Annotated in this window: 15 protein-coding genes and 1 tRNA gene; 10 read left to right on the forward strand and 6 right to left on the reverse strand. The window is 42.7% G+C overall.

Annotated features, from left to right (window positions below):
* Positions 1-156: 156 nt before the first annotated feature.
* From purC to purD, 5 genes are all read left to right on the forward strand, one after another.
* Positions 157-951, forward strand: a complete 795-nt coding sequence (gene purC / locus ACLD5M_RS01485) for a phosphoribosylaminoimidazolesuccinocarboxamide synthase (RefSeq protein WP_004135336.1) — start codon at positions 157-159, stop codon at positions 949-951.
* A 179-nt stretch (positions 952-1,130) separates the two neighbouring features.
* Positions 1,131-4,886, forward strand: a complete 3,756-nt coding sequence (locus ACLD5M_RS01490; RefSeq protein WP_410314413.1) for a phosphoribosylformylglycinamidine synthase — start codon at positions 1,131-1,133, stop codon at positions 4,884-4,886.
* Between the two features lie 101 nt (positions 4,887-4,987).
* Complete coding sequence (gene purF, locus ACLD5M_RS01495) at positions 4,988-6,475, forward strand: amidophosphoribosyltransferase (protein WP_410314414.1); 1,488 nt, start codon at positions 4,988-4,990, stop codon at positions 6,473-6,475.
* A 79-nt stretch (positions 6,476-6,554) separates the two neighbouring features.
* The gene (gene purM, locus ACLD5M_RS01500) at positions 6,555-7,589 is read left to right on the forward strand and encodes a phosphoribosylformylglycinamidine cyclo-ligase (RefSeq protein ID WP_410314415.1); all 1,035 of its coding nucleotides are present in this window, start codon (positions 6,555-6,557) and stop codon (positions 7,587-7,589) included.
* Positions 7,590-7,607: 18 nt separating this feature from the next.
* Positions 7,608-8,879, forward strand: coding sequence for a phosphoribosylamine--glycine ligase (purD, locus tag ACLD5M_RS01505; RefSeq protein WP_410314416.1), 1,272 nt, complete (start codon positions 7,608-7,610; stop codon positions 8,877-8,879).
* Here the strand turns inward: purD and ACLD5M_RS01510 are convergent.
* Positions 8,876-11,005 carry an LTA synthase family protein gene (locus ACLD5M_RS01510; RefSeq protein WP_410314417.1) on the reverse strand — a complete coding sequence of 710 codons (2,130 nt, stop codon included), beginning with the start codon at positions 11,003-11,005 and terminating at the stop codon, positions 8,876-8,878. The two genes, purD and ACLD5M_RS01510, sit on opposite strands and share 4 nt — an antisense overlap.
* Before the next feature lie 340 nt (positions 11,006-11,345).
* On the opposite strand from ACLD5M_RS01510, the gene ACLD5M_RS01515 reads away from it, so the two are divergent.
* The 5 genes from ACLD5M_RS01515 to ACLD5M_RS01535 all read left to right on the forward strand — a co-directional run bounded on the left by ACLD5M_RS01515 (position 11,346) and on the right by ACLD5M_RS01535 (position 17,664).
* Positions 11,346-12,734: an alpha/beta hydrolase-fold protein gene (locus ACLD5M_RS01515; protein ID WP_410314418.1), complete on the forward strand. Its 1,389-nt coding sequence runs from the start codon at positions 11,346-11,348 to the stop codon at positions 12,732-12,734.
* A gap of 1 nt (position 12,735) precedes the next feature.
* Complete coding sequence (locus ACLD5M_RS01520; protein ID WP_410314419.1) at positions 12,736-15,498, forward strand: bifunctional lysylphosphatidylglycerol flippase/synthetase MprF; 2,763 nt, start codon at positions 12,736-12,738, stop codon at positions 15,496-15,498.
* Between the two features lie 114 nt (positions 15,499-15,612).
* Positions 15,613-16,077: a 5-(carboxyamino)imidazole ribonucleotide mutase gene (gene purE, locus ACLD5M_RS01525; protein WP_410314538.1), complete on the forward strand. Its 465-nt coding sequence runs from the start codon at positions 15,613-15,615 to the stop codon at positions 16,075-16,077.
* Positions 16,061-17,263 carry a 5-(carboxyamino)imidazole ribonucleotide synthase gene (gene purK / locus ACLD5M_RS01530; RefSeq protein WP_246905527.1) on the forward strand — a complete coding sequence of 401 codons (1,203 nt, stop codon included), beginning with the start codon at positions 16,061-16,063 and terminating at the stop codon, positions 17,261-17,263. Before purE ends, purK begins: the two co-directional genes overlap by 17 nt.
* Positions 17,260-17,664 (forward strand): Fur family transcriptional regulator, encoded by a 405-nt coding sequence (locus tag ACLD5M_RS01535; protein WP_410314420.1) that lies wholly within the window; start codon positions 17,260-17,262, stop codon positions 17,662-17,664. The genes purK and ACLD5M_RS01535 overlap by 4 nt, the downstream gene beginning before the upstream one ends.
* Here ACLD5M_RS01535 and ACLD5M_RS01540 read toward each other — a convergent pair.
* From ACLD5M_RS01540 to ACLD5M_RS01560, 5 genes are all read right to left on the reverse strand, one after another.
* A complete protein-coding gene (locus ACLD5M_RS01540; protein WP_410314421.1) occupies positions 17,610-18,668 on the reverse strand; it encodes a class C sortase in 1,059 nt (352 codons plus the stop codon). The genes ACLD5M_RS01535 and ACLD5M_RS01540 overlap by 55 nt on opposite strands.
* Positions 18,669-19,111: 443 nt before the next feature.
* Complete coding sequence (locus tag ACLD5M_RS01545) at positions 19,112-20,947, reverse strand: SpaH/EbpB family LPXTG-anchored major pilin (RefSeq protein WP_410314422.1); 1,836 nt, start codon at positions 20,945-20,947, stop codon at positions 19,112-19,114.
* A 218-nt stretch (positions 20,948-21,165) separates the two neighbouring features.
* Positions 21,166-23,853 carry a Rib/alpha-like domain-containing protein gene (locus tag ACLD5M_RS01550; protein ID WP_410314423.1) on the reverse strand — a complete coding sequence of 896 codons (2,688 nt, stop codon included), beginning with the start codon at positions 23,851-23,853 and terminating at the stop codon, positions 21,166-21,168.
* A 329-nt stretch (positions 23,854-24,182) separates the two neighbouring features.
* A tRNA-Arg gene (locus ACLD5M_RS01555) sits at positions 24,183-24,255 on the reverse strand.
* 102 nt (positions 24,256-24,357) lie between these two features.
* On the reverse strand, positions 24,358-25,551 hold the full coding sequence (locus ACLD5M_RS01560) for an SLC13 family permease (protein ID WP_004135370.1): 1,194 nt from the start codon (positions 25,549-25,551) through the stop codon (positions 24,358-24,360).
* Positions 25,552-25,654: the final 103 nt, after the last annotated feature.

Here is a 25,654-nt window from a genome sequence, read left to right on the forward strand (position 1 = left end):
TATTAAACAATAATTTATATTGCATCTATGCAATATTTGCCGGAAATTTTGTAGGTAACAATTGTTACGCTAATCGTGCTGGCCAAGGTCAGGTAAACCTACAAATACTGTTGGTTTGCGCCTACAACTATGAATGCACGTAAGAGAGGGCATATCATGGAAAAACTTGACAAGTTGTATGAAGGCAAAGCCAAAAAACTGTACGCTACCGATGACACCAATGTGCTCTGGGTCGAATATATGAACCAGGCAACCGCTGGTAACGGTCTGAAGAAAGCTCAGATCGCCGGTAAAGGCAGTTTAAACAACCGGATTACTTCTTTACTATTCCATTTACTTGAGGCGCGCGGCGTAAAAAGCCACTTCCTCGGACGTATTTCCGATACCGAACAACTCGTAAAGCGTATGCGCATGTTTCCGCTGGAAATTATTATGCGCAATACTGCTGCCGGTTCTTTCGCAAAACGTTATAACGTTAAAGAAGGAACACCATTAAAGAAGCCATTGTTGGAGTTCTGCGTGAAGTCCGACGAACTTGGCGATCCATTTATTAACCCAGAAGGCGTTGTGGCTTTAGGTTTAGCTACAGACGAAGAGATGGCGGAAATTACTCGCCAAGCTCACGCTGTAAACAATGCTTTGCTTGATATTTTCTCCAAGATTGATGTTCAGCTTGTTGACTTCAAGATTGAAGAGGGCGTAGACGCGCAAGGAAATATTCTTCTTGCAGACGAAATTACGCCTGATACTTGCAGACTTTGGGATAAGCGCAATGCTGGCGGCAATGCTGGTGAAAACGGCGTAAGCCATTTGGATAAAGACTTATTCCGACGCGATTTGGGAGACATAATCCCAGCTTATGAAGAAATTCACATCAGGCTGGAAAACTTAGCAAAAAGCGAAGGTTTAGACTTTTGCGTGCGTAAACCAGATGATTGTGTGAACCGATAAGATTTCGTTGTGGCTCGTGCCTTTAGGGGTGCGAGCCACACGCATTCTTACATAATTTAACCAATAATTTAACCAATAATTTAAAACCACAACTTAACACATAACTTAACCCACAATTTATAACTTAAAAGCCCATAACAAACACTGCTATACCGCACTTTCAACAAGGTAGGTTTCTCGTGGTATTTCGCGTATATGTGGAAAAACGCAATGGTTTTGACGTTCAAGCTCAGCAGCTTTTACATGAGCTTAAGGAAATTCTTGGCATAAGCGCGATTACTTCCGCACGAATTATCAACAGATACGATTTAGAAGGTATTGATGGAGATTTGTTCAATACTGCTGTGCGAACTGTATTAAGCGAGCCGCCGGTTGATAACACCTACGACTATTTGCCTATTGAAACAAACGAGCACGTGTTTGCTGTTGAATTTTTGCCTGGTCAGTTCGACCAGCGCGCGCAATCCGCAAGCGAGTGTATTCAGCTTATTAGTCAAGGCGAGCGCCCAACTGTGCGCACTGCTAAAGTAATTGCGCTAAAAGGCAATCTTGACGAAGAAGCCATGGATGCTATTAAGCATTACGTTATCAATCCTGTTGAGGCTCGAGAGGCAAGTCTTGACGAAGTAAAAAGCTTGCAGCGAGAAACAGTAGTTCCTGCAGACGTTGAAGTAATTGATACTTTTAACAGTTTAGACGAAGCTGGATTGCAAAAGTTTATTGAGGATCGCGGTTTGGCTATGGATTTGGCTGACGCAAAGTTCTGCCAGCAATACTTTAGGGAAGAAAATCGCAATCCTACTATTACAGAGATTCGCGTTATTGATACGTACTGGTCCGACCACTGCCGTCATACTACTTTTGGCACTGAGCTTACAAATATTACGATTGACGATAGCACAGTTCAAGAAGCGTTTAATCGTTATCTTGATTTGCGAAAAAAGTTAAATCGCGAAAATAAACCTGTTTGCTTAATGGATATGGCAACTATTGGTGCTAAATATTTGAAGCATACTGGCGAGCTTAAAAATTTGGATGAGTCGGAAGAAATCAACGCTTGCACTGTAAAAGTTAAGGTTGATGTAAACGGCCACGATGAGGATTGGCTGTTCCTGTTTAAGAACGAAACGCATAATCATCCTACTGAAATTGAGCCTTTTGGTGGCGCTGCAACTTGCATTGGTGGCTGCATTCGAGACCCTCTTTCTGGACGTTCCTACGTTTACCAAGCTATGCGCGTAACCGGCGCTGCAGATCCGCGTACTCCTATTAGTGAAACTTTAAACGGTAAGCTTCCACAACGAAAGATTGTAACTTCTGCTGCAGCAGGCTACTCTTCTTATGGAAATCAGATTGGTTTAGCTACTGGCGAAGTGCACGAGTTATACCACCCGGGCTATGTTGCTAAGCGTATGGAAGTTGGTGCGGTTGTTGCCGCTACCCCAGCCGACCATGTGCGCAGGGAAACTCCTGCTCCAGGAGACGTGATTATTCTTCTTGGCGGACGCACTGGACGCGACGGAATTGGCGGAGCTACCGGCGCTTCTAAAGCGCAGGATGTTGAAAGTATTGAAGAATGTGGAGCAGAAGTTCAAAAAGGTAACGCTCCTATTGAACGCAAATTGCAGCGACTTTTCCGCCGCAAGGATGCTTGCCAGCTTATTAAGCGTTGTAATGATTTTGGTGCGGGCGGCGTTTCTGTTGCAACTGGCGAAATTGCAGACGGCTTAACTATCAATCTCGACAAGGTTTCTAAAAAGTACGAGGGTCTTGACGGCACTGAGCTTTCTATTTCTGAATCCCAGGAGCGCATGGCTGTTGACGTTGCTTCAAGTGATGCTGAAGAATTCTTAAAGTACGCTCGTGAAGAAAATTTGGAAGCAGAAATCATTGCGACTGTTACCAAAGAAGCCCGTATGCGCATGACTTGGCGCGGAAAAACCATTGTGGACTTAAGCCGCGCATTCTTGGCTTCTAACGGTGCTCCAAAACAGCAGGTTCTTCATATTGAAAGTGGAAAATCTTATACGAACCCATGGCAGGATCAGTCTAATTTGACTCTCACTGAGCGTATACGCTTACTTGTTTCAAACATTAATATTGCTTCAAACAAGGGTTTGGCAGAACGTTTCGATTCTACAATTGGTGCAGCAACTGTGCTTATGCCTTTTGGCGGTCGTCGTCAGCTTACTCCAGCTCAAGCTATGGTTGCTAAATTCCCAGTATTTGGCGAAACAAACACTGCTTCCGCAATGGCTTGGGGCTTTAATCCGTATTTGATGGAAAAGAATCAGTTTACTGGAGCTTATGTTGCGGTTGTTGAGTCTTTGGCAAAGCTTGCAGCAAGCGGTTTCACGCGAGAACGTGCTTACTTGAGTTTGCAAGAGTATTTTGGCAAGCCTCACGATGTTCCAGAACGTTGGGGAAAGCCAGCTGCAGCAGTTCTTGGCGCTTTAAGCGCTCAGCTTGATTTTGGTGTTGGCGCTATTGGCGGCAAAGATTCTATGAGCGGCAGTTTTGAGAATTTGGATGTTCCACCAACTTTAATTTCCTTTGCTGTTTCTACTGGAGATGCGCGTTTAACTGTTTCGCCAGAATTTAAGGGCGTAAATCATAAGGTTTTGCGAATTGCTCCACAATATAAATCCGACGGAATTACTCCAGAAAAGGAAAGTTTCCTTAAAACTCTTGAATTAATCGAAAATATTACGAAGAACAAGCAAGCTCTTGCTGTTGCAACTCCTGGCTACGGTGCGAGCGCGGAAATCTTATTCAAGATGACGCTTGGAAATCATATTGGTCTTAAATTATTCAACAATTTAAGCAACGATGATTTATTTAAGCCAGCATACGGAAGCTTCTACGTTGAGCTTAAAGAAAACGCTGAGGTTCCATCTTCAGATAACACAAGCTTGGTTGATATTTCGATTATTGGCGAAACGACTGAGAATTACGCAATTATTTCCGCAAATGGCGAAGAAGTTGATTTAAGCGATTTGCAAAAGATTTGGGAAAGCGAACTTTCCTCAATCTTCCCATATAAAAAGCCTGGTGAGATTGTAGAAACTATTAGTAACGAAAATAATGCTTCTACTACAAACCACGCGCACACAGGAAAGCCAAAGCCGCTTTCTCACCCGCGCGTTATTATTCCAGTCTTCCCTGGAAATAATTGCGAGTACGATACTCAAGCTGCTTTCGAGCGTGCAGGTGCCGACGCTCATACGCTTATTATTAACAACTTGAGCGCTAAAGATATTGCCGAGTCTGCAAAGAAACTTGTTGAGGAGATTAATAAGAGCCAGATTGTTATGATTCCTGGCGGCTTCTCCGGCGGCGACGAGCCGGACGGTTCAGCAAAGTTTATTGCATCCTTCTTTAGAAATCCGGAAGTGACTGACGCTGTGCGCGATTTGCTTAAGAATCGAGACGGACTTATGCTGGGCATTTGCAACGGTTTCCAAGCGCTTATTAAGCTTGGTTTGGTGCCTTTTGGCGATATTGTTCCTATGGATTCTAACTGCCCAACGCTTACTTATAACACGATTGGCAGGCATCAAAGCAGAATTGTGCGCACGCGCGTTGCTTCAAACATGTCTCCATGGCTTAAAAATACTAAAGTTGGCGATATTCACACTGTTGCTATTTCTCACGGCGAAGGTCGTTTTATTGCAACGCCAGAAGTTATGGAAAAGCTTATTGCTAACGGCCAAGTAGCTACGCAATACGTTGACAGTAACGGCGTTCCAAGCATGAGTTTGAACGTGAATCCAAACGGATCGATTATGTCCGTTGAAGGAATTACCAGCCCAGATGGCCGAGTTTTTGGAAAGATGGGTCATTGCGAACGAGCAGGCGAAGGCTTGTACGTGAACATTCCTGATTTCCACGAACAGCCACTGTTTGATGCTGGAGTTCAGTACTTCACGGCGTGAGTATGAGCAAAGCATGAAACGTAACATTATCTTATTAGAAGCGTGTGCAACAATGAGTATAGTTTCGCGAATTAAAGTAAGCGACTACAAGGGGGTTAAATATGTCTGCAGAGCTTGAAGACATTCACGAAGAGTGCGGAGTGTTTGGTGTTTGGGGTCACAAAGATGCTTCAAGGCTCACTTATTTTGGTTTGCATGCGCTTCAGCATCGCGGCCAAGAGGGAGCTGGAATAGTATCTAACGATAACGGCACTCTTCACGGATATCGCGGACTAGGCCTACTTACGCAGGTTTTTAGCAACGAGCAGGTTATGGAACGTTTAACGGGAAATCGTGCTATTGGCCATGTGCGTTACGCTACTGCAGGATCTGGAAGTGTTGATAACATTCAACCTTTCTTATTCCGCTTCCACGATGGAGATGTAGCTTTAGCTCATAACGGAAATTTAACGAATTGCACAAGCTTACGCAATTCTTTAGAAGACAATGGCGCTATTCTCCACTCAAATTCCGACACTGAAATATTGATGCATTTGATTCGCCGCTCCAGTAAACCAACTTTTATGGAACGTCTTAAAGAAGCATTACTAACTGTTCACGGCGGATTTGCTTACCTGCTTCTTACAGAAGATTCTTTAATTGGTGCTACGGATCCAAACGGATTCCGCCCGCTTTCTCTTGGTCGCATGCAAAACGGAGCCTATGTTCTTTCTTCTGAAACTTGCGCTTTTGATATTGTTCGCGCCGAATTTATTCGAGATATTGAGCCTGGAGAAATAATCGTTATTAACGACGAAGGTTACAAGATTGAGCGCTACACGGATAACGTGCAGCATGCAGTGTGCTCAATGGAGTTTATTTACTTTGCTCGCCCAGATTCTAATATTTACGGAATTAACGTGCATGCTGCAAGAAAGCGCATGGGATCTCGTTTAGCTCAAGAATCCCCTGTTGAAGCAGACATGGTTATTGGAGTTCCTAACTCTTCTCTTTCTGCAGCCGCAGGATACGCAGAAGCAAGTGGCCTTCCTAACGAAATGGGATTAATAAAAAACCAGTATGTGGCTCGCACTTTTATTCAGCCAACTCAAGAATTGCGTGAGCAGGGTGTGCGCATGAAACTTTCTGCTGTGCGCAGTGTTGTTGAAGGAAAACGCGTTATTGTTATTGACGATTCAATCGTGCGCGGCACAACTTCTAAGCGCATTGTGCAATTGCTTCGAGAAGCTGGCGCTAAAGAAGTGCATATGCGTATTTCTTCCCCACCTCTTAAATATCCTTGCTTCTACGGTATTGATATTCAAACAACTAAAGAACTTATTGCAGCAAAACATTCAGTTGAAGAAATTCGCGAGTATATTGATGCTGATTCTCTTGCGTTCCTGTCTTTGGACGGACTTGTTGAGTCAATTGGGTTAAATAAGCCTGCTCCTTATGGCGGATTGTGCGTTGCATACTTTAATGGCGACTACCCTACTGCACTGGATGATTACGGCGAAGAATTCTTGGCTTCACTTACTCCTGAAGAACGCGAGCATTTGCAGGAAGTAAGGAAGCACAGTAAATATTCACACGAAAACCTTATATAACTTAATATTTTACTGATTTACGGCAATTGATTAACAAAATTTAAGAAAATACTTATAACAACTTAGGAAAGGAATCAACATGCCACACGCATATGATGAAGCTGGCGTAAGCGTAGAAGCAGGATACGAAGTAGTACGTCGTATTAAATCGCATGTAAATCGCACGAAGCGTCCAGGCGTTGTAGGTGGCATCGGCGGATTCGGTGGATTATTCGACTTGGCGTCCCTCGGTTACAAGGAGCCAGTGCTGATTTCTGGCACGGATGGCGTTGGAACCAAGCTTATGGTTGCCAAAATGATGAATAAGCACGATACAATCGGCATTGATTGCGTTGCTATGTGCGTAAACGATATTGCAGCGCAAGGCGCTGAACCACTGTTCTTCCTTGACTACATTGCTTGCGGAAAAAATAATCCTGCACTACTTGAGCAGGTTGTTGCAGGAGTTGCAGACGGTTGCGTTCAATCAGAAGCAGGCTTAATTGGCGGAGAAACTGCTGAAATGCCTGGAATGTACGCAGAAGACGAGTACGATCTTGCAGGTTTTGCAGTTGGCGTTGCAGAACGCTCAAATATTGTTGACGGATCGGCAATTACCACTGGCGACGTTCTCATAGGCTTGCCTTCTTCTGGAGTTCACTCGAACGGATTCTCGCTTGTGCGTAAAGCTTTGTTTGAAGAAGCAGGCTACGACGTAAACACCAAACTTGAAGAGCTTGACGGAAAAACGCTTGGCGAAGTTCTGCTCGAACCTACGCGAATTTATGTAAAAGCTTTGAAACCACTTTTTGCGAAGCATCTTATTAAGGGAGTAGCTCACATTACAGGCGGCGGATTTATTGAGAATATTCCACGCATGTACTCGGATGATTTGGCCGCAAAAATCGATACGTCAAGCTGGAATGTTCCGCCTATTTTTGACGTTATTGAAAAAGCTGGCAAAGTTGCTCATGACGAAATGTTCAATGTTTTTAACATGGGAATCGGCATGGTTTTGGCGGTTGATGAAAGCAAGGCCGAAGAAGCACTGAACACACTAAGCGAAAATAATGAAACAGCTTATGTTATTGGCAAAATGATTGAGCGCGAAAACGCTGCAGTTGAGTTGCAATAAAACTATAAAGGACAAAAAATGAAAGTTTTAGTTGTTGGTTCCGGCGCTAGAGAACACGCTATTGCACACGCGCTTCTTAAAGGCGAAAGCGTTGAAGAAGTAACGGTTGCGCCAGGAAACCCGGGTATTGCAGCCGATGGAATTAAAACCGTAAACATAAGCCAATCAGATCACGAAGCTCTTATTAACTTCGTTAAAGAGCACAACTACGACTTTGCGTTTATTGGCCCAGAAGTGCCGCTTATGAACGGAATCGTGGACGATTTTGAAGCCAATAACATTCCAGCTTTTGGGCCAAACAAGGCTGCGGCTCAAATTGAAGGCTCTAAGGACTTTGCAAAAAAGCTTATGCATCGCCACAACGTTCCAACAGCAGCCTACCAAACTTTTGACGCTTTGGAACCAGCACGCGCATACGTGCTTGAGCATGGTGCTCCAATTGTTATTAAAGCAGACGGTTTAGCCGCAGGAAAAGGCGTAACTGTTGCTATGGATGAGCAAACAGCAGTTGATGCTTTGGAAGATATTTTTGTTGATCATCGTTTTGGATCTGCCGGAGCAAAAGTTGTTATTGAAGAATTTTTGCAAGGTCAAGAGTTTTCGCTTATGAGTTTTGTAAGCGGCACTGATTTTTGGGTTATGCCAATTTCACAAGATCATAAGCGCGCTTACGACGGAGATAAAGGACCAAACACAGGCGGAATGGGAGCATACAGCCCAGTTCCGCAAATCAGTAACGAAACAGTTGAGCGCGCTATTAACGAGATTGTACGACCAACTGTTGAAGGCTTAGCTAAAGAAGGAACGCCTTTTACAGGCATACTTTATGCAGGTTTGATTGATACAGCAACAGGTCCTAAAGTTATTGAGTTTAACGCTCGCTTTGGAGACCCAGAAACTGAGGTTGTGCTTCCTCGCCTTACTTCAGATTTTGGGGATGCAATATGGAATATTTTGCAGCATAAAACACCAACTTTTACGTGGCAAAATAACGGTGTTACGCTCGGCGTAATAATTGCAAGCGAAGGCTATCCTGGAACTTTAGTTACTGGAACTCCACTTCCCCAAATTCCTGTTGACGAAAATCAAGGTCAACACGTGTATTATGCAGGAGTAAAAAGCCAGGAAGAAACCGGAAATCTTGTAACATCTTCCGGTAGAGTTGCTCTTGTACAAGTGCACGGAAAAGACGTAGAAGATGCGCAAAAGAACGTCTACAGCATACTAGATAAGCTTAATCTTCCACACATGTTCTTTAGGCACGACATAGCTTCAAAAGCGCTTATTTAAGGCATCTTAAAGAAGTTAGTGTTGCGAGTGTAGTTCTTTCCGGCTGTAACATCGTACTGTATAAGCTTATAGTCGTCCAAAAGCTGCTTAGTTTGCTCATCCATTGCTGAGTAAACCATTGGCCTACCGTCGTGATCAAGGTAAATTGGTTGACCCTCAGGGATTCTATCCCAACCTTGAATTGTATTAACAACAGGCGGCTCCATTGCACTAATATGCTTATGAAGCTTTGTTAGGAAAGCAACATACGGCGAAACCTTGGCGTTCATATGACGCGCAACCTGGGAAATAAAGAAGTTTGGAGAAGAATAAGATTCTGTTTTTGCGTGAATCTTCTTAGAAGATTTAAGATTTTCTTTAGCAGCCTTATTTGACCAAATAAAGTAATCTGTTAAATGCAAAATAAGAGAATTATTTTTATCCGCACTAGCTGTAGAGTATGCTCCAGGAAGATGATCACCATAGAACAACACGGTTACAGGCTTATTGAGTTTGTTCAGATTATTAAGGAACTTAGAAGTTGCTTTATCCGTATAATTTGCGCCTTTAGCGTATGTTTGAATAATAGAAGCCTCTTCCTCACCCAAAGGCTTGCTTGAATCAGTAGAAGACACCTTAAAATCATTATTCTTATACCAATCGTTATAAGGCATATGATTTTGCATTGTAACAAGCTGAATAAAATCAGGAGAAGACTTGCGCGAAATAGATTTTAAAACGCTGGAATATGCGGAATCATCCGACACGTACGGCGCTAAATCAATACGCTTCTGATACTTAATAACATCCGGCTTGCGCAAAGAATAGAACTTAGTAAAACCGAACTTCTTATAATTCTTAGCGCGCAAATACATGGAAGGCTCAAACGGGTGGAAAGCCAAAGAGCTTTTACCATCGTTCCAATAACGGTTTATTGTTGGAGTCCACGACTTTTTAGGAACTAGCTGCTGATACGGGCTTGTAAGCGAAGGATCAAAATTAACCATGCTTAAACCGGTCATAGTCATGTATTCAAGATTTGCCGTTCCTCCACCGTAGCCGGAAGAAAGCATAAGACCGCTATCCGTATTCTTTTTCACACTGTCAATAAAAGGAATAATCGCCTTATTAAAAGAAATTCCAGGAACGCGTGAAGGATCTGCAAAAGATTCAGAAAGAATAACAATAAGAGTACTGTTATTTATTTTATTCTTACGAGAAGCGTTAAGTTTTTTAGCTACTTTCTCGTAGCGAGCTACCACTTGTTTCATGGTTTCTTCGCTATAGTTTGCAGGCTTCGACATAATTTTTGGATTAACCTGCCTAGTAAAAGCAACTATTGGTCCGTTAAGTTGCGCATCGTAAGCAGAATCCCACATTGCAGGATGGTCGCCCATAAATTGGTTAAAAGAATTAGCAACAGAACCAACAGTGCCAACAGAAGCAACATACCAGGAGAAAGATGCGAAAATCAGCACAAAAATTCCAGCTCTAAAGCCGTAGCGCAAACGCTTGTCTTCAAACCAAACTACTTTTCCACGATTCTTATCTAATAAATGAATCGTCATAAAAACTACAACGAAAATAATCACGCAAATTATTGCGTATAAAGTAACGCGACCAGCATTAGGCGGCAAAAATGTTGAAATATTACCAGTATCGCTTTGCAAAAAATTCAGGTCAGCAGGAAGAATTGCCTCATTTCGCACAAAAATCTTCATGTACTCAATAATCGAAATAATTATGCAAAGAGACAGCAAAACCATTGAAGTAAGCCAAAAACGGTTAGTAAGAATAATAATTAATCCATAAATAACCGCAAAAATAAGCAAATTAAGCACAAATATGAAGTTTAAATTTTCCCAAATGTTGCTGAACATTCGCGTAATATTTTCAATCAGACCATTCAAAACCTGGCTGCGAGAGCCTGTTTGCACGCCCATCTGAAAAATAACCATCATTCCAACGCTATTTAGAACGAAAAATACTATATAAAGCCAGCGCGGAATAGCTATTTGATGCTTATTTAATATCTTTAGCAAAGATGAAAAGAAATTTTTGGAATTACTCTGCTCTTTAGAGTCTTCCCCCTTATAGTCACCCTCTTCCTTCTCGCTTTTTGAAGACTCCAGCGCAATTTCATCCATAATAATTCCAATCGTTCCTAGCTAAACGAATCCTTATACATGCACAATAATTGATTATTGTAGTTATTGCTATCGTCATACTTGCATATTTATTAGTACAAGTAGCTCGACATGCTGATATTTTTCATACTTCCGGTGGATTACAATATATGTTTCGGCAACTACGATTAGAACAGTAAAAACTATAAAAATAGAACAGCAAAAACTATAAAAACTAAAGCAAATATTAAGAAAAAATTAAGATACATAAACTATATTTCAGTTGGGTGAAATATTGCGAGTATCGTTCACTTTAAAAGTTGTTTGCACGTAGTTAAGCAAGAAAGTGTAGGATTCAAGCATGCTGCAATTGGCAAAAATAAGTCTTTTGCAAGGCTGGTTACCAACAAGCTTATTTAGTTTAACCGGCTTAACTTTATTCGTGCTGATTTTCACTAAATCAAAACGCTCAAAACACTTATTTAGCATAATAAACCTGCTTATACAGCTAGGTGTTGCAAGCATATTTTTCATAGTTGGCGGATTAATTGCTTGGCTAATTTCAGACGTATTCCTTGTGTTCGGAGTAAGCCTTGGTTGGCTTGTTATTATTTGCGTTGCAATAGGATTTGCTCTTGTTGGCTTTGCCGGCACAGCATTCGTGTTCACTAAAGGTTGGAAACGACTAATTGCTGTTATTGCTATTGTTTTAACTCTTATTAGCACAGCTTTAAGAGTTGATATGGTTTACGGCGAATATACAACACTTGGATCAATTTTTGGAATGGGTAATTTCCCAAAGCTTGAGGTTAATAAGGAAAAATCTGCTACTGCAAGCATTGAAGAATGGTACAGTTTAGCAAAACAAAATAAGCTTCCAAAAATGCCTAAAAAAGGTATTCTTCGCTCAGCACACATTCCTAACACATACTCAAAGTTCAAAGCTCGCACAGCAAACGTTTATTTGCCTCCTGCAGCGCTTGTAAAGCATCCACCAAAGCTTCCAGTTATGGTTATGCTAGCAGGACAGCCCGGTAGCCCAAATCACTTCTTTGCAGCCAGCGACATTGCTGAAACTTTAGACGATTACGCAAAATCTCATAAAGGCTTAGCTCCTATTGTTGTAGCCCCAGATCAAAACGGTGAAGCGACACATAACTCACTTTGTGCAGATACTGGAGTTTACGGCAAAGCAGAAACGTATTTAATTCGCGACGTGCCTAACTGGATTCGCAAAAATCTTCCAGTAAGCAAAGACCCAAGCATGTGGCTTATGGGAGGCTTTTCTCAAGGCGGAACTTGCGCTACTCAATTAGTTCCAGCGCATCCGAATATTTTTAGAAGCATGTATTCTGCCGGCGGCGAACTAGAACCAACGTATCAAAACCGTCAAGAAACAATTAAACGCTACTTTAACGGAAATACTTCAGCATACGAGCGTCACGTTCCTAGTAAAATAATGCGAAAAAACGCTCCGCTAAAACAAAACTATTATGCTATTGCCGGCTATTGGGATCCTAAATCTCAAGCAAATCAGGCAACTATTGCTTTAAGCGCACACAGCGCAGGTATTAACGTTTTAACAATGCTTGCTAAAAATTCTGGACACGATTGGCATACCGTAAAAGCAGGATTGAAAGTAGTTCTTGATCTTTTCTGCAAACAAGCAGGCATTTCAAAAACTGTTCCAAATCTAAACACGTATCCGAATGTAAAAATTCTTGTTCATAAAAAAGTGAATCGAGACTAATATGGCACTGTCTTTTTTCAATAAGCATAAGCTCAGAAGCCAGGAGGATGGTCAACAAAAAAGCCTAGACCATAGCAGCAATCAAACATCTAGCCATATTAGAGTTTTTCTGCACGACTTTATTTCCTGGCTTCGCCAGCGCGTTTTTGCTCTTACAATCACATGCATTTTTATTGTTATAAATTGCCTACATTGGTTTGCAAGAACATTAATGCACTTATACACTTACGGCACAAACGCAACTCTTGCGCAACTTTTTATGCGACACCATCCTGCAAAAGGATCTAGCTTCTTCTTCGGGCATGCAAACATGTCGGAGCTGCTAATAAAAATCTGCCACTCGCTTGTTTTTGTAAACAGCATGCCTTCACTTTTAGTTAACTGTTTCCTCGTTATTATTCTTATAGGCGTTGCAGAAACTCGCATAAGCAGACTTCGTATTGTTTCTATTGCTGTATCTAGTACGCTAATTGGAATAGTTGTTGGACTGACGATTATTGGCAATCTTTCTATGCTTATTAGCAACATGCACTGGATTACTAGAATCCCTATAAGATTGTCTCCATTTACGCTGTTTATTGGCGCTTTTATGGCATCTTCGGCAAACGAATCGATTTTGTGGCATAGGCGAATGCTTGTAATCGGTTACGCTGTTACTTCTGCAATGATGCTTTATAGTGGAAACCCTGGCGACTATTGCACTATTATTGCTGCTTTTACAGGACATATTATTGGCAATATTGTGTGCAAACCAAAGGGAATAAAGCATAACGTAAACTGGTGGGAAGGCACAGATTACGAGATTCGAAAGCTTTTTGCATACGCTCAAGGAATTATTGCTCTTGGACCATTATTAGCATTATCTTCACGCTCCCACGCCGGTATTCTTACAACTCTTGGACTGTTTATGTCTCCGCAAATGGGCTCAAAGCCGTGGGTTACTCGCTGCATTAGTAATTACAGTGCCAATAGTTGCTTGCTTCATTCTGGATTGCATCACGCGACTATTGGCGGAGTGTGGATTCGTATTCTTCTGCCAATTGTAACTATGCTGATTGTTGCGTGGGGAATGTTACGCGGACGTAAGCTTGCAGCATGGACTTCCATTGTTATTAACGCAATTACTGTGCTTTATGCTGGAATGTACTTCACAATTTTGCCGCTTATTGCAACAAATCAGCATATTTCAATACACCAGCATAATGCTGTTGCTGTTGCGTTTATGCTTACCGCTCTTCCGCCTCTGCTTATGACTATTCTTCTTGCTATTAATCTTAAGCATTTTTCGATTACTACAGGTCGTTTTCAAGTTCGCGTAGGGTTAATCGCAATTATTGTAACGCTGTGGATTACAGCTGTAGGCTACGTAACTTTTGGCCTTATGATAGCAGACAACTTTAAGCCTATTGCAAATATTCATCATCTTTTGCGAGATTTACCTGGACGATGGATGCCTATGGGCTTTGGAAACCGTTCTAACGCAATGCTTCGCACAGAAACACCACTATCTTCCATATTAGCGCAATCTGTTGGCGTAATATTTTGGGCTGTTCTTTTTATAGTTTGCTTTACATGGTTTAGAAGCAAAATTTCAACCAACGAAAAAGATAGAGAAAAAGCAAGCTCCCTTGTGGAACTTGGCGGAAACACTATGAGCTTCATGACCACTTGGCCAAATAACCATTATTGGTTCTCCCCAAGCGGAAAATCCGCAATCGCATACCGCTTAAGCTACGATATTGCGCTTACTCTTACAGGGCCCTTTGGAGATTCTAAAGAATATAAGCAAGATCTTCGTGGATTTATTAGCTTATGCGAAAAAAATTCGTGGTCTCCAGCATTCTACGCAGTTCATGAGAATGTGCGCCAAGAGTTAGAAAAGCTTGGTTTTACGTCTATTAAAGTTGGAACAGACATGCTTGTAGACCCAAGCAAGTGGCAGACTCGCGGCAAAAAATGGCAAGATATTCGTACAGCTATAAATAAAGCAAAACGAGATGGAATAAGCGATATTTTAACAACCTATAAACATGCTTCTTTTGACGTTCAGCAGCAAATTGTTGAAATTTCGGAAGAGTGGGCTGAGCTTAAAGCTCTTCCAGAAATGAAATTTACTTTGGGTGGCTTGGATGAGCTTCAAGACGAGCGCGTAAAAATACTGTACGCAATCGACGAAAATGGGCGCGTACTTGGCGTAACAAGCTGGATGCCTACTTATAGGGATCATAAAATTATTGGCTGGACGCTTGATTTTATGCGACATCGCACAGATAGTCCAAACGGAATTATGGAATTGCTGATTGCAAGAATGGCAGAACGCTTGCGCGACGAAGGATTAGAAAATCCTGAATCTGCTGTGGAATTTATGAGCTTATCTGCAGCTCCTTTGGCAGGAATTGGTGAAAACGAAGCGAACAAAAACGCAGAAATCAAAAATGCAGACAGTGAAAACGACGACGCTGAAAACGCAGACAGCGAAAATGCAACAATTGCAGATTCTCAACAATCTTCAAATGTTATTAACCACGCGCTGGAAATGATGTCCGATATTTTGGAACCTGCCTACGGATTCAAATCGCTTTACTTCTTCAAAAAGAAGTTCCAGCCGGAAGCGAGCTCAGTTTACGTATGCTATTTGGATTCTGCAAAACTTGCGCAAATATCTTTAGCTGTAACACACGCTTACTTACCTGAAGCTAGTGCAAAACAAATCTTGGAAATGGCTAAATCATTACGACCAAAAACAAGTGAACTTAACAAATAATTTGTTAAGTTTTGCATAAAACTTCGGCGAGTTCTCCCTAGTGTTGCGTAAAGTAGCAATTGCACGTCAGGGAGGTTCATCGTGTTAGAAATAAAGCCAACCGTTGCTGTCGTCATGGGATCTTCAAGTGATTGGGAAACTATGCGTCACGCTTGTGAAATCCTAGATAAATTCCAAGTTCCTTACATGAAAAGAGTTATTTCTGCACATCGTACGCCAGAACTTATGGCAGACTTCGCGCACAATGCTCGTAAAGAAGGATTCCATATTATTATTGCCGGAGCAGGTGGAGCAGCTCACTTGCCTGGAATGATTGCAGCACAAACCACGCTTCCTGTTATAGGCGTGCCAGTAAAGTCTCACGCACTTTCGGGCTGGGATTCTTTGCTTTCTATTGTGCAAATGCCAGGAGGTATTCCTGTTGCAACAACTGCAGTTGGAAATTCTGGAGCAACAAACGCAGGCTTGCTTGCCGTAAGTATTCTAAGCACAACCGACGAGCGTCTTGCTAACGAGCTTGCAGCGTATCGCGAAGAACTCAAAGCGAAAGTTGAGGAATCAAATGCCAACCTTATCTGAAGTAACTAACGGCGCTGTTGAACGCTTAATGCCAGGAGCCACGATTGGAATTATTGGCGGCGGCCAGTTAGGACGCATGATGGCTATTGCAGCACGCCACATGGGCTTTAGAATTGGCGTTCTTGACCCAACTCTTGACTGCCCAGTGTTCCAAGTAGCAGATTTGCAGGTTGAAGCTAATTACGACGACCCAGAAGGCTTGCGCGAACTTGCCGAACGTTGCGACGTACTAACATACGAGTTTGAAAACGTTAGCGCAGACGCATTAGATAAAGTCCGCCATTTAACCGCCATTCCGCAAGGAACCGACCTACTTCGCATAACCCAAGATCGCGTATTTGAAAAAGAGTTTATTAACAAGCACGGCACAAAAACTGCACCGTGGCGCGAAGTAAATAATCTTGACGATTTAGATACCGCTATTGACGAAATAGGATTGCCGGCGATTTTGAAAACTCGTCGAGGCGGCTACGACGGTCACGGTCAGGATGTTTTGCGCACAGAAGAAGACGTTGCAAATATTCACCATCGCGCAGACCGCGGCGGCAAATTCCCGCCTTCAATTCTGGAAGGTTTCGTTGATTTTGCTTTTGAAGCTTCTATTCTTGTTTCCGGAAACGGCAAAGACTTTGTAACGTATCCGCTTGTAAAAAACGTGCATCACAATAGTATTTTGCACATGACTTTGGCACCGGCAGTAGTTGATCCACAAGTTGAGCGTGCAGCACACGAATTAGCTTTAAGATTAGCCCGCGGATTTGAGCTCGCAGGAACATTAGGAATTGAGCTTTTTATTACTAAAGATAATCAAGTAGTAGTAAACGAGCTTGCTCCACGTCCACACAATTCCGGGCATTATACGATTGAAGCTTGCGATATGGATCAGTTCGAAGCTCATATTCGCGGAATTGTTGGATGGCCTTTAAAAAAGCCTAAGCTGCTTTCCCCTGCCGTTATGGTAAACGTGCTCGGACAGCATGTAGCTCCTGTGCGCTCGCTTATTTTAGAGCACCCAGAATGGCATGTGCACGACTACGGCAAAGCAGAAGTTAGAAAGAACCGCAAAATGGGTCATATTACAGTGCTAAGCGACGACCCAGTTGAAGCCGCGGCAGCATTAGATTCAACCGGCTGCTGGGATGACGAACTTGAATACTGTGATGAACAACGAAAGGATTCGAGATGACCAGCGAACCTGTACGTCGTCACACTCGACAAAAAGAAATCGTACTCTCCTATTTGCGCGAATCTCGCAATTTTGTTTCTGCACAAGACTTGCACCGAATACTCGCCAAAGACGGAGAAATAATCGGATTAGCAACAGTGTATCGTCAACTTAACGCATTAACTCAAAGCGGCGAAGTAGACACTGTGCGCTTTAACGGACAGCAATTATTCCGTATTTGCGACGAAAACACACACCACCATCATTTAGTGTGCGAACGCTGCGGAAAAACAGTTGATATTGAGCCACCCGATGACGAAGGATGGATTCATAACGTAGCTGAATCCCACGGATACACGGTTGTTGATCACACGCTGGAAGTTTTTGGCTTGTGCAAAAACTGCCGCAATGAAGATAAGTAGCGCGCTAACAAACGCTCCGTATTAGACGCATTAGGCAGATGCCTGCCGCGAATATTCCTCTTATTTTTGCGCGCGGAAATTGTTGCAACAATCATAGTAGTTAAAATCACAGCACAACCAACAAGCGCAATAACAAACAGCGTCATCCAAAGCGGCCACTGCAAATGATCGTCAGGCGGCTTAACAGGATCCGGCAGCACACGGTAGCCAGTTACAAGCAGCCTCTGCGAGTTCACACCGTACGGCGTGCAAGTAAGCAGCGTAGCCAAATCGCGGCCCTTCTCGCGCTGAATAAGCCTAATATCATTCGGGTCAACAACGCTAATGCGGAACACCCTATATCTTAAGGTTTTACCTTGCACATCAAAATAGAAGAAATCGCCTTTTTTAAGGTAGATTAAGTCGTCAAACATAGTTGCATGCGGCAAACCCGTATGCGCCGTAATAACAGCATGCCTATTTTTGCCGCCAACCGGCAAATCCGTGCCATACAGGTGACCCGCGCCATACGCTAAAACATCCTGAGAACTGCCGTGATAAATCGGCAGCTTTACGCCGATTTTAGGGATTTTTACGATTCCCATAATTCCCATCGGCTCATCAAGCTGCTTTTCATAATCCTTATACTCAGGCGTTTTCTTAAAATCTTCCGTGCCATTATAAGGATCCGCCGTAAAAATAGCGCTACGATGCGCGTTATACTCGCGCGCCTTATCTAAGCTAATTGCACGCGCATCTTTAGGCTGCTCGCGGCTAAGCTTGTCGTAAGCGGCAGAAAGCTGCTTCGAAGCGTTGTTATTCCACAGCGTAGACGCCACTGGGTACGTGAAGCATAGGATTGCGGCGACTGCCAGCGCGATTGGTTCTAAAATGCGGCGCAAATGCGACTTAGGCTTTTTTGGTGCGGGTTTTGGTGATTGTTGTGGTGATTGTTGTGGTGATTGTTGTGACGTGGGGTGCTTGAAGAAAGCATATACTTTCGTAACAGCGCTGTTTAATTTCATGCTTCCTCGGTTCTATGTTTATATTTAATGTGGCTGTGGGAGATAGGAATTACTTATCTCGCAGCGCTACGCTCGTGTTTGCTGTTGCGCGAGTTTGTGGGGATTTCTTTCCTCGCACGTCCCGTCCTTCGGGCGCTCTGGCTGTTAAAGACGTTTAGTGTGTTCGCCTTTCTTAAAGAATGTAGCTTCTCAGTCCTCTTTTAGTGCTCGTAAAGAAATCCCCCAAACTCTGCGTGCTAATTCGTTAATAACCGTGCTAATAGCAGAGATTTTTCGATTTTTCTTCTTCGCTCGACGAATCAGCAGCCTTCGGCTCTGACGTTCGCCTCGCTCAGTGCGAAAAATCTCAAATCTCACCACACAAATATGAGTCTAGGATTTAGTTAAGTAAACCCTAGACTCACACTTGCCATTAGACTACAAGACCAGCTTTAGAAAGCAGATCAGGCATTCTGCTGCTGTTCTTCTTCCTTGCGATTGCGCATGTAGAGGAACACGCTTGCTGCAATCAAGCCCATGCCAGCAACAGCGAAAATAATCACGCCAGCAGCACCAGTTGCAGGAAGGTTGAACCATGGAGTGTTGATTCCTGTATCCTCAATCTTACTGTTCGGGAAATCAACAGTTTTAGTCTTACCTTCCTCAAGTTTTACAGCAACGGCACCAGGGTAACGCATATAACCACTCGGAGCCTTCATCTCAACAAGGTAGATATCTTGACCAGCAAGAGCCTTAAAAGCATCCTGGAACTTACCGCCCTCAACAGTTTTACCATTGAAATTCGCGGATGCTCCATCTGTGCAAGGATTAGCAGAAGTAGCACTTGCCTCACCTGCAGGCTGTGTACCTGCAGCTTTTTGCTCTGTTTCTTTCTTCAACAAAGCAGCGTTGCAAGCATCTGCCTTATCTTTAGAGTTAAACAGCTTAAACTCAGCACCAGTAAGTCCATCGCCAGTCTTCTTGTCATGCTTGTTTACCTGAAGGTAACCAAACGTGCTAGTTCTAGTACCCTCATCACTATCACCAGAAATAACTGGATCTGGATCCTTACCAGCGTTATCGGAATGAGCCTTGAAGAAACCAGACTTATTCACAATCTTGTTATGACCGTTAGTTTCTTGCGTTCCTTCAGTAGTCGGAGCCTGACCGCTCTTATAGGTATCGTTTAACTTGAACTTGAACTTAACATGAACCTGAGGCTCGTTGCCACCTTTAGCCTTGTTCAATGCATCGGCAATCTTGCCTAAGCCAGCAGGACTGAACTTAACCAAAATACGAGTATGCTTAGCAGCAATACCATGCTTATCAGCATTTGAATACGTATTGTCAAAGGCATTATCAGTAGTATTGGATTCGATTACAACGCTATAGTTTTCAGTTTCACCTGTCTTATTAGTAAGGTCTACAGCTTTTTCTCCCTCACCAACAGTCACGGACTTAACGAAATCATTACCAGTAAAGTCAAATGCGTCTGTTGGAGCGTCATCGAAAACGGCAAAATCCTTAATACTGTCTGCATTCAAAGTACCAGTAGGATGATTCACGCCAGCACTAATCTCGTAAACAATGTCGTCCTTAACGTCAACAAAGTTATCACCCTTATCAGTGCTTAAAACCTTCTTAAGAGTGCTAGTAAGATTCTTATTCTTTGGATGCACAACTGGCTTGTAATCGTACTCAGCCTTGCCATCCTTACCCTGCTTAATCAAAGGCAAAGTAATATAGAACACGCTCATATCATTTGCGCCGTAGCCAGCTGGAGCCTTAGTTTCTTCAACTTTGTACAAGCCAAGAGAAAGATTATCGAACTTTGTTTGGCCGGTAGTTTCATCAGTTTCTTGAGTCTTCACATTATCGTCGCCAGTTCCAAGCTCGATCTTGGTCTCGTCGTTACGATTCAAATCATTAACAACATCAGCTAACTTAGCCCAATCTTTCTCAGACTTGTAGTTAAGAGTCTCACCGTTAACTTTTTCAACCTTTGTTACCTTAAATGTTGCTTTAAGAGGCTTGTGCTTCGCAGGGCACGAAGGGGAATTAGCGTCAGTTGGCGCATAATTGCTTTCAGCAGCGTCACACTTGAAAATAGTGATGGTACCAGTTTGTGTATTATTCTCCTTATCCCACGGAGCCTTAGACGCAATAGGATTTTGATGCACAGGAGGACGAGGCACACCCCACGCAACGCTGGACATGGTTACGGCGCCAGCAACGCACAGCGTGCCAGCCATCGCGAGCGACGCAATCGCCGCCACGCACTTGTTTGTCAATTTATTCATCTTTTCTCCTTTACTCGATGCTCCTAAGAGCAGTTTGAATAAGTTGTTTTGTTTTTGTGTTTTATGTTTTGTTACTGTGTTTTTGTTACTGTGTGTTTGCGTACCGATTGAGCCTTGTTTGTGCTTGCTAAGCACTTGTTTGTGTACCCATTCGGCACTTGTTTGTGCGTTTATTTTATGTTTTGTTTTGTTCTTCGATTACGTAGGCAGCTTTCACATTAGCATCGCCGCCTTTCGTAAAATAGTTTTCTGTATGAGTCACTTTGACTTGCCACAAATCCTGCGGCAAGCACGCTCACCATTAAGGCAGCTATAGCACCCAGCTGCAAGTTCCAATTCCACTCGCCTGTGTGCGGCAAAGTAAAATTGCTAACCGAATCAATATTGAGCTTAAAAGCAGCAAAATCTTTGTTTTCTTTAAACGCCGTAGGAGAAGCATTAGTTAGCGCAGATTTTATTGACTCAGGCGTTAAGCTGTCAGATTTAGTATTTTTTATTGCATCATTAAACGCGTCAAGCGCTTTAGGTTTTAGCGCAAACACAACGCACTGGTACTTGCCAACCTTAGTCGGCTTTATACTCACTTCCATAGAAGCTTGAGACGCAACGTTCTTCGCAGTACATTCTTTATCCCCATCATTTGCCTTATTGCATCTAGTTTGATCTGTATCCGCAGGCACACCACTCAACCCAAGCCCATCAGGACTACTACTCCAAGTAGCTTCCGCAGTTTGCGACGGCCCAGAAGGCTGCACAGGTTGCGAGCCAGTACCGCTAGTAGAACCACCGACAGCAGTACCTCCATTTGAGCCACCTACAGCAGAACCACTTTCAGTCGAGCCAGCACCGCCAGTCGAAGCAACTCCACCTCCACCAGCAGCATTCTTCTTCTCGCCTTTGCACAGCACGCGCAACGTAATCTTATTCGCGCTATCCGCCGCAGACGTGGCTTCAACAAACGGCTTAAGCTCCATACCGAGCATCGCAGAAATATTGTTATTCTTGTCAGACAACGCCGCCGGCAACGAACCATCGCCGTTTTTAAACGGATACACTTTCAGCGTAAGATCTTTATCCCCAACTTCAGGCTGATCCTGTTTATTCGACTTAACAACAATCTTAATGGTCTTAACGTCCCAGACTTCCCCTCTTTTGTATGTACCCGATTCAAAAATGCCATACGGATTATCAAATGAACCTGCAACGTCGTTATTCTGCTTGCTATGCGCTCTGAATATATAATCCACGTTTATATTCTTATCAAAAAGATTCTGTTTAAGTGTTTTAGTTCCATCACTACTAGCAGAACTGCTCTCATTAATTTTTCTATCAAATACTGAAACAAATGTGTGAGATCCATGTTTATCACCTGTAAATGATACACGAATATCTTTAAGCGCAAGAACTTTGCATATAAAAGTTCCAGCCTCTTTAGGCGTGCCAGTAATCCAGCTTTGTGAGCGCTCTGCAAAAGTATCATCCTCGTACACTGTAGAGGCAGATATATCATCAGCTGATTTTTCAGTTGGGCGATTGCCAAAAGTATGACTCCACTGCTTTTGTGTGGACGATTTAGCTGAACTAGACGCGCCATCAGCACTATCATTAAGAGTTAAGCCATTAATTGAATTAAGGTAGTAATCACTATCTTTAGTTCCATCTCCATCTTTATGGCAAACCATGCGATGATAAATAGGATAAGACTCTCCCGAAGATTGGCTGTCAATAAAAATCGGGGTAGTAATCTTGCTAAATTTTCCGTCTTTATCCGAAGTAAAAGTAACACCGTTAGTTTCATCAACTTCGGTACGATTTGTAGAATCTTGGTGATTGTAAACCTTTAACGATAAACTATTATTCACAGAACCGCCGTATTGAATATTAAAGCGTAAGGATTTATTATATAAAGATTTACAACTATTAGTGCAGTATTCAGTATGAGTAAAAGTAGAATTGTCTTTATACTTTACTTTTACAAACACATAATAACTGCCCTTATTCAACCATTTATTAGGATGTATTGTAATTTCGCCAGAAGTAGGATTTACTTTAACAAAATCATTAGTTACATTATTTGACTCAAGTGCAGTATCGTCAATTGAAAGCCTCTCTAAAGAGAAACTATCAATAAGACCTTTAACACTATCAGATACGTCTGTTTTATCTATTGTCGGCTTGCCGTTTCTTTTATTAATGGCAGTAACACGATGAAACTCTGGTTCTACAGTATGAGATTCACCTGCTTTGCTTATTTTAATTTTTTGTTTCTTTCTGCCTTTTGCATCTGTAAAGTTATAATCTGCTACATAGCATTTTGCGAGTTCAGTTATACCAATCTTTCGACATGCTTCTGGAACCATACTCTCGCCACCAGCAGCACGATCATCTTCTTTTGCAGAACGCTTTTGGCGATTAGATTTATTTGCAGATTCTTCTTTTTTGGCGCGTTCAGCAGCGTCTTTATTAAGGTTCTTTTTTGCGCCTTCTACAGAATTGTTTGGCTGCTTCGCTGTGTCAACATTTTGAGCGCTGGGCGCATCAGAGCCGCCTTGCTTGGCAGAAGGTTGCGGATTTTTATGCTCTACAGTCTTAGATTCTTCAGCTTTGCTGTTCGCATCAGCTTCGTCCTGTGCAGCAGACTCGTTTTTTACGCCAGCTCCGCCTTTTGCAGGCGCCTTATTGTCCGCCGCAGTCTTATTCTCAGCATTCCCATTCTGAGTTTGCACCTGTTTAGTCTCGCTTTGCTGGCTAGCGCCCATAGAGGCGGATGGCATAATCATAAAAGTGGCAAGAACCGTTGCAATTGCAACAAAAAGCGCAACAATCGCGCGACGAACACACGTGGTTTTACTACGAATTGAGCGCAAGAATCGAAGGAAACGGCTATTGCGATGTAAATCACTCATCGACACATCTCCTCCCTGCATATCGAGCCTTAAATACTATACCCCCCCCCCCAGGAAATTTTTGGCTCATAATCCAAATTTTTCAACTTGCACTAATTTGCACCAATACTTTTAAGCAATTTAAATCAATTAAACTAATAAGAAATGCAGGGTAAACGGCCAAAAAGTGTGTAAAGCTAAGCTGATGATAAACCGTAGCCTCAGCACCGTTACTAACTCAGTTATCTAACTGAGAAAGTAACGGTAATCACCAAAACACTGTTAAAAACTCAGCTAACGAACTGAGAAAATAACAGTAATTACCCAAACACCGTTTCAAGATTTAATCGTGCCCCCGACGCGACTCGAACGCGCAACCAACGGATTAGAAGGCCGTTGCTCTATCCTTTGAGCTACAGAGGCAAACAAATGGCTATTATATCAAAACGGCACTATCAACGCGCCTTAAAAACAGAAAATAACAGAAATCGCCTATAAAAGTCACCTATAAAACTTACAAAAACGCTACTCAATAATCCACGCAAGCGACATTAACACCGCAAGGAAGAACACGTTCACAATCGTGTACGTAAGCAAATAACGTCCCCTATGCTCAGGATACTGATGCGTAATTCCCTTGTAAGAAATAAGCGAAGCCATAGAAGCAATAAGCGTACCCATTCCGCCAAGATTCGTACCAATAATCAGCATCTTCCATTGATCACAGAATCCCGAAAGCAAAATCGTCGTCGGCACATTGCTAATAAACTGGCTTGAAGCCACAGAAACTTCCATAGGATGCGACCCGACCCACATTTGTGCAAGATCACTAAAGCCCGGAACTCTGCGCATATTGCCAATAAAAATAAAGAACATAATAAAGGTAAGCGGAAGCGCCCAATCAAGCACGCGGAACACATGACGGTCGCAAAGAAGGAAAGCCACCACCATAATCACAACCATAATCCAGTCTGGAATCCAACCGCTAACACCGCACAAGCAAACCACAAAAAGCAGGCTGTAAACAATAACACGCCAACGAGTAAAGCTCATACCGTAGCCCATAACGCGAATCTCATCTGGCTGCGGGTGTCCATGCGAAGGCGCAAGCACGCTCTGCTCAATATCGTCACCATGCAAACCTGCAAACTGATCAACTTTGCGAGACTTAAAGAACACAAAAGCAAACACAATCATAAGCACCGCAGCAGTAACCGTATACGGTGCCATAATCGTCAAAAAGTCTTTAGTAGACATATGCGTTAGCGCTTTTAAGTACAAGTTATGCGCATTGCCAATAGGCGTAAGCATGCTTCCAACATTTGCGCCAATAGTCATAAGCGTGATTACAAGAATCGAACGTTTTTCAGCATTTGCCATAACAAGCACGGAAAGAGCAAACGGCACGAAAGTCACAAGCGCAACGTCATTCGTAATAAGCATTGACGAAAAGAACGTTAGCGACATAAGCACAATCACAAGCCCGCGCTCAGTTCTAACGTGCCTTAAAAGACGCGCGCCAATCGCACGAAATACACCAATGCGTTGGAATCCACACACAACCATCATTAGGCAAACAAGCTGAGAAATTGTGTTCACGTGAATATATCCAAGATATTGCCAATCAGGAGGCACGAAAAAACAAGAAATAATCGCTAAAATAGCCGCAACAATAAGAATGGTTTCACACTTGACCAGATTCAACAGCCAGCGCTTCATCATTCCTCCGTAAGGCAGTAAACACAATGCTCCTATTGTACTAGAAACCCAGTCCCACAAACAGGTTAAACTCCCGACAAAATCGTTGCAATAGCAATAAATT

The organism is Gardnerella sp. Marseille-Q9185, from assembly GCF_046508745.1.
GTDB classification, from domain to species: domain Bacteria; phylum Actinomycetota; class Actinomycetes; order Actinomycetales; family Bifidobacteriaceae; genus Bifidobacterium; species Bifidobacterium greenwoodii.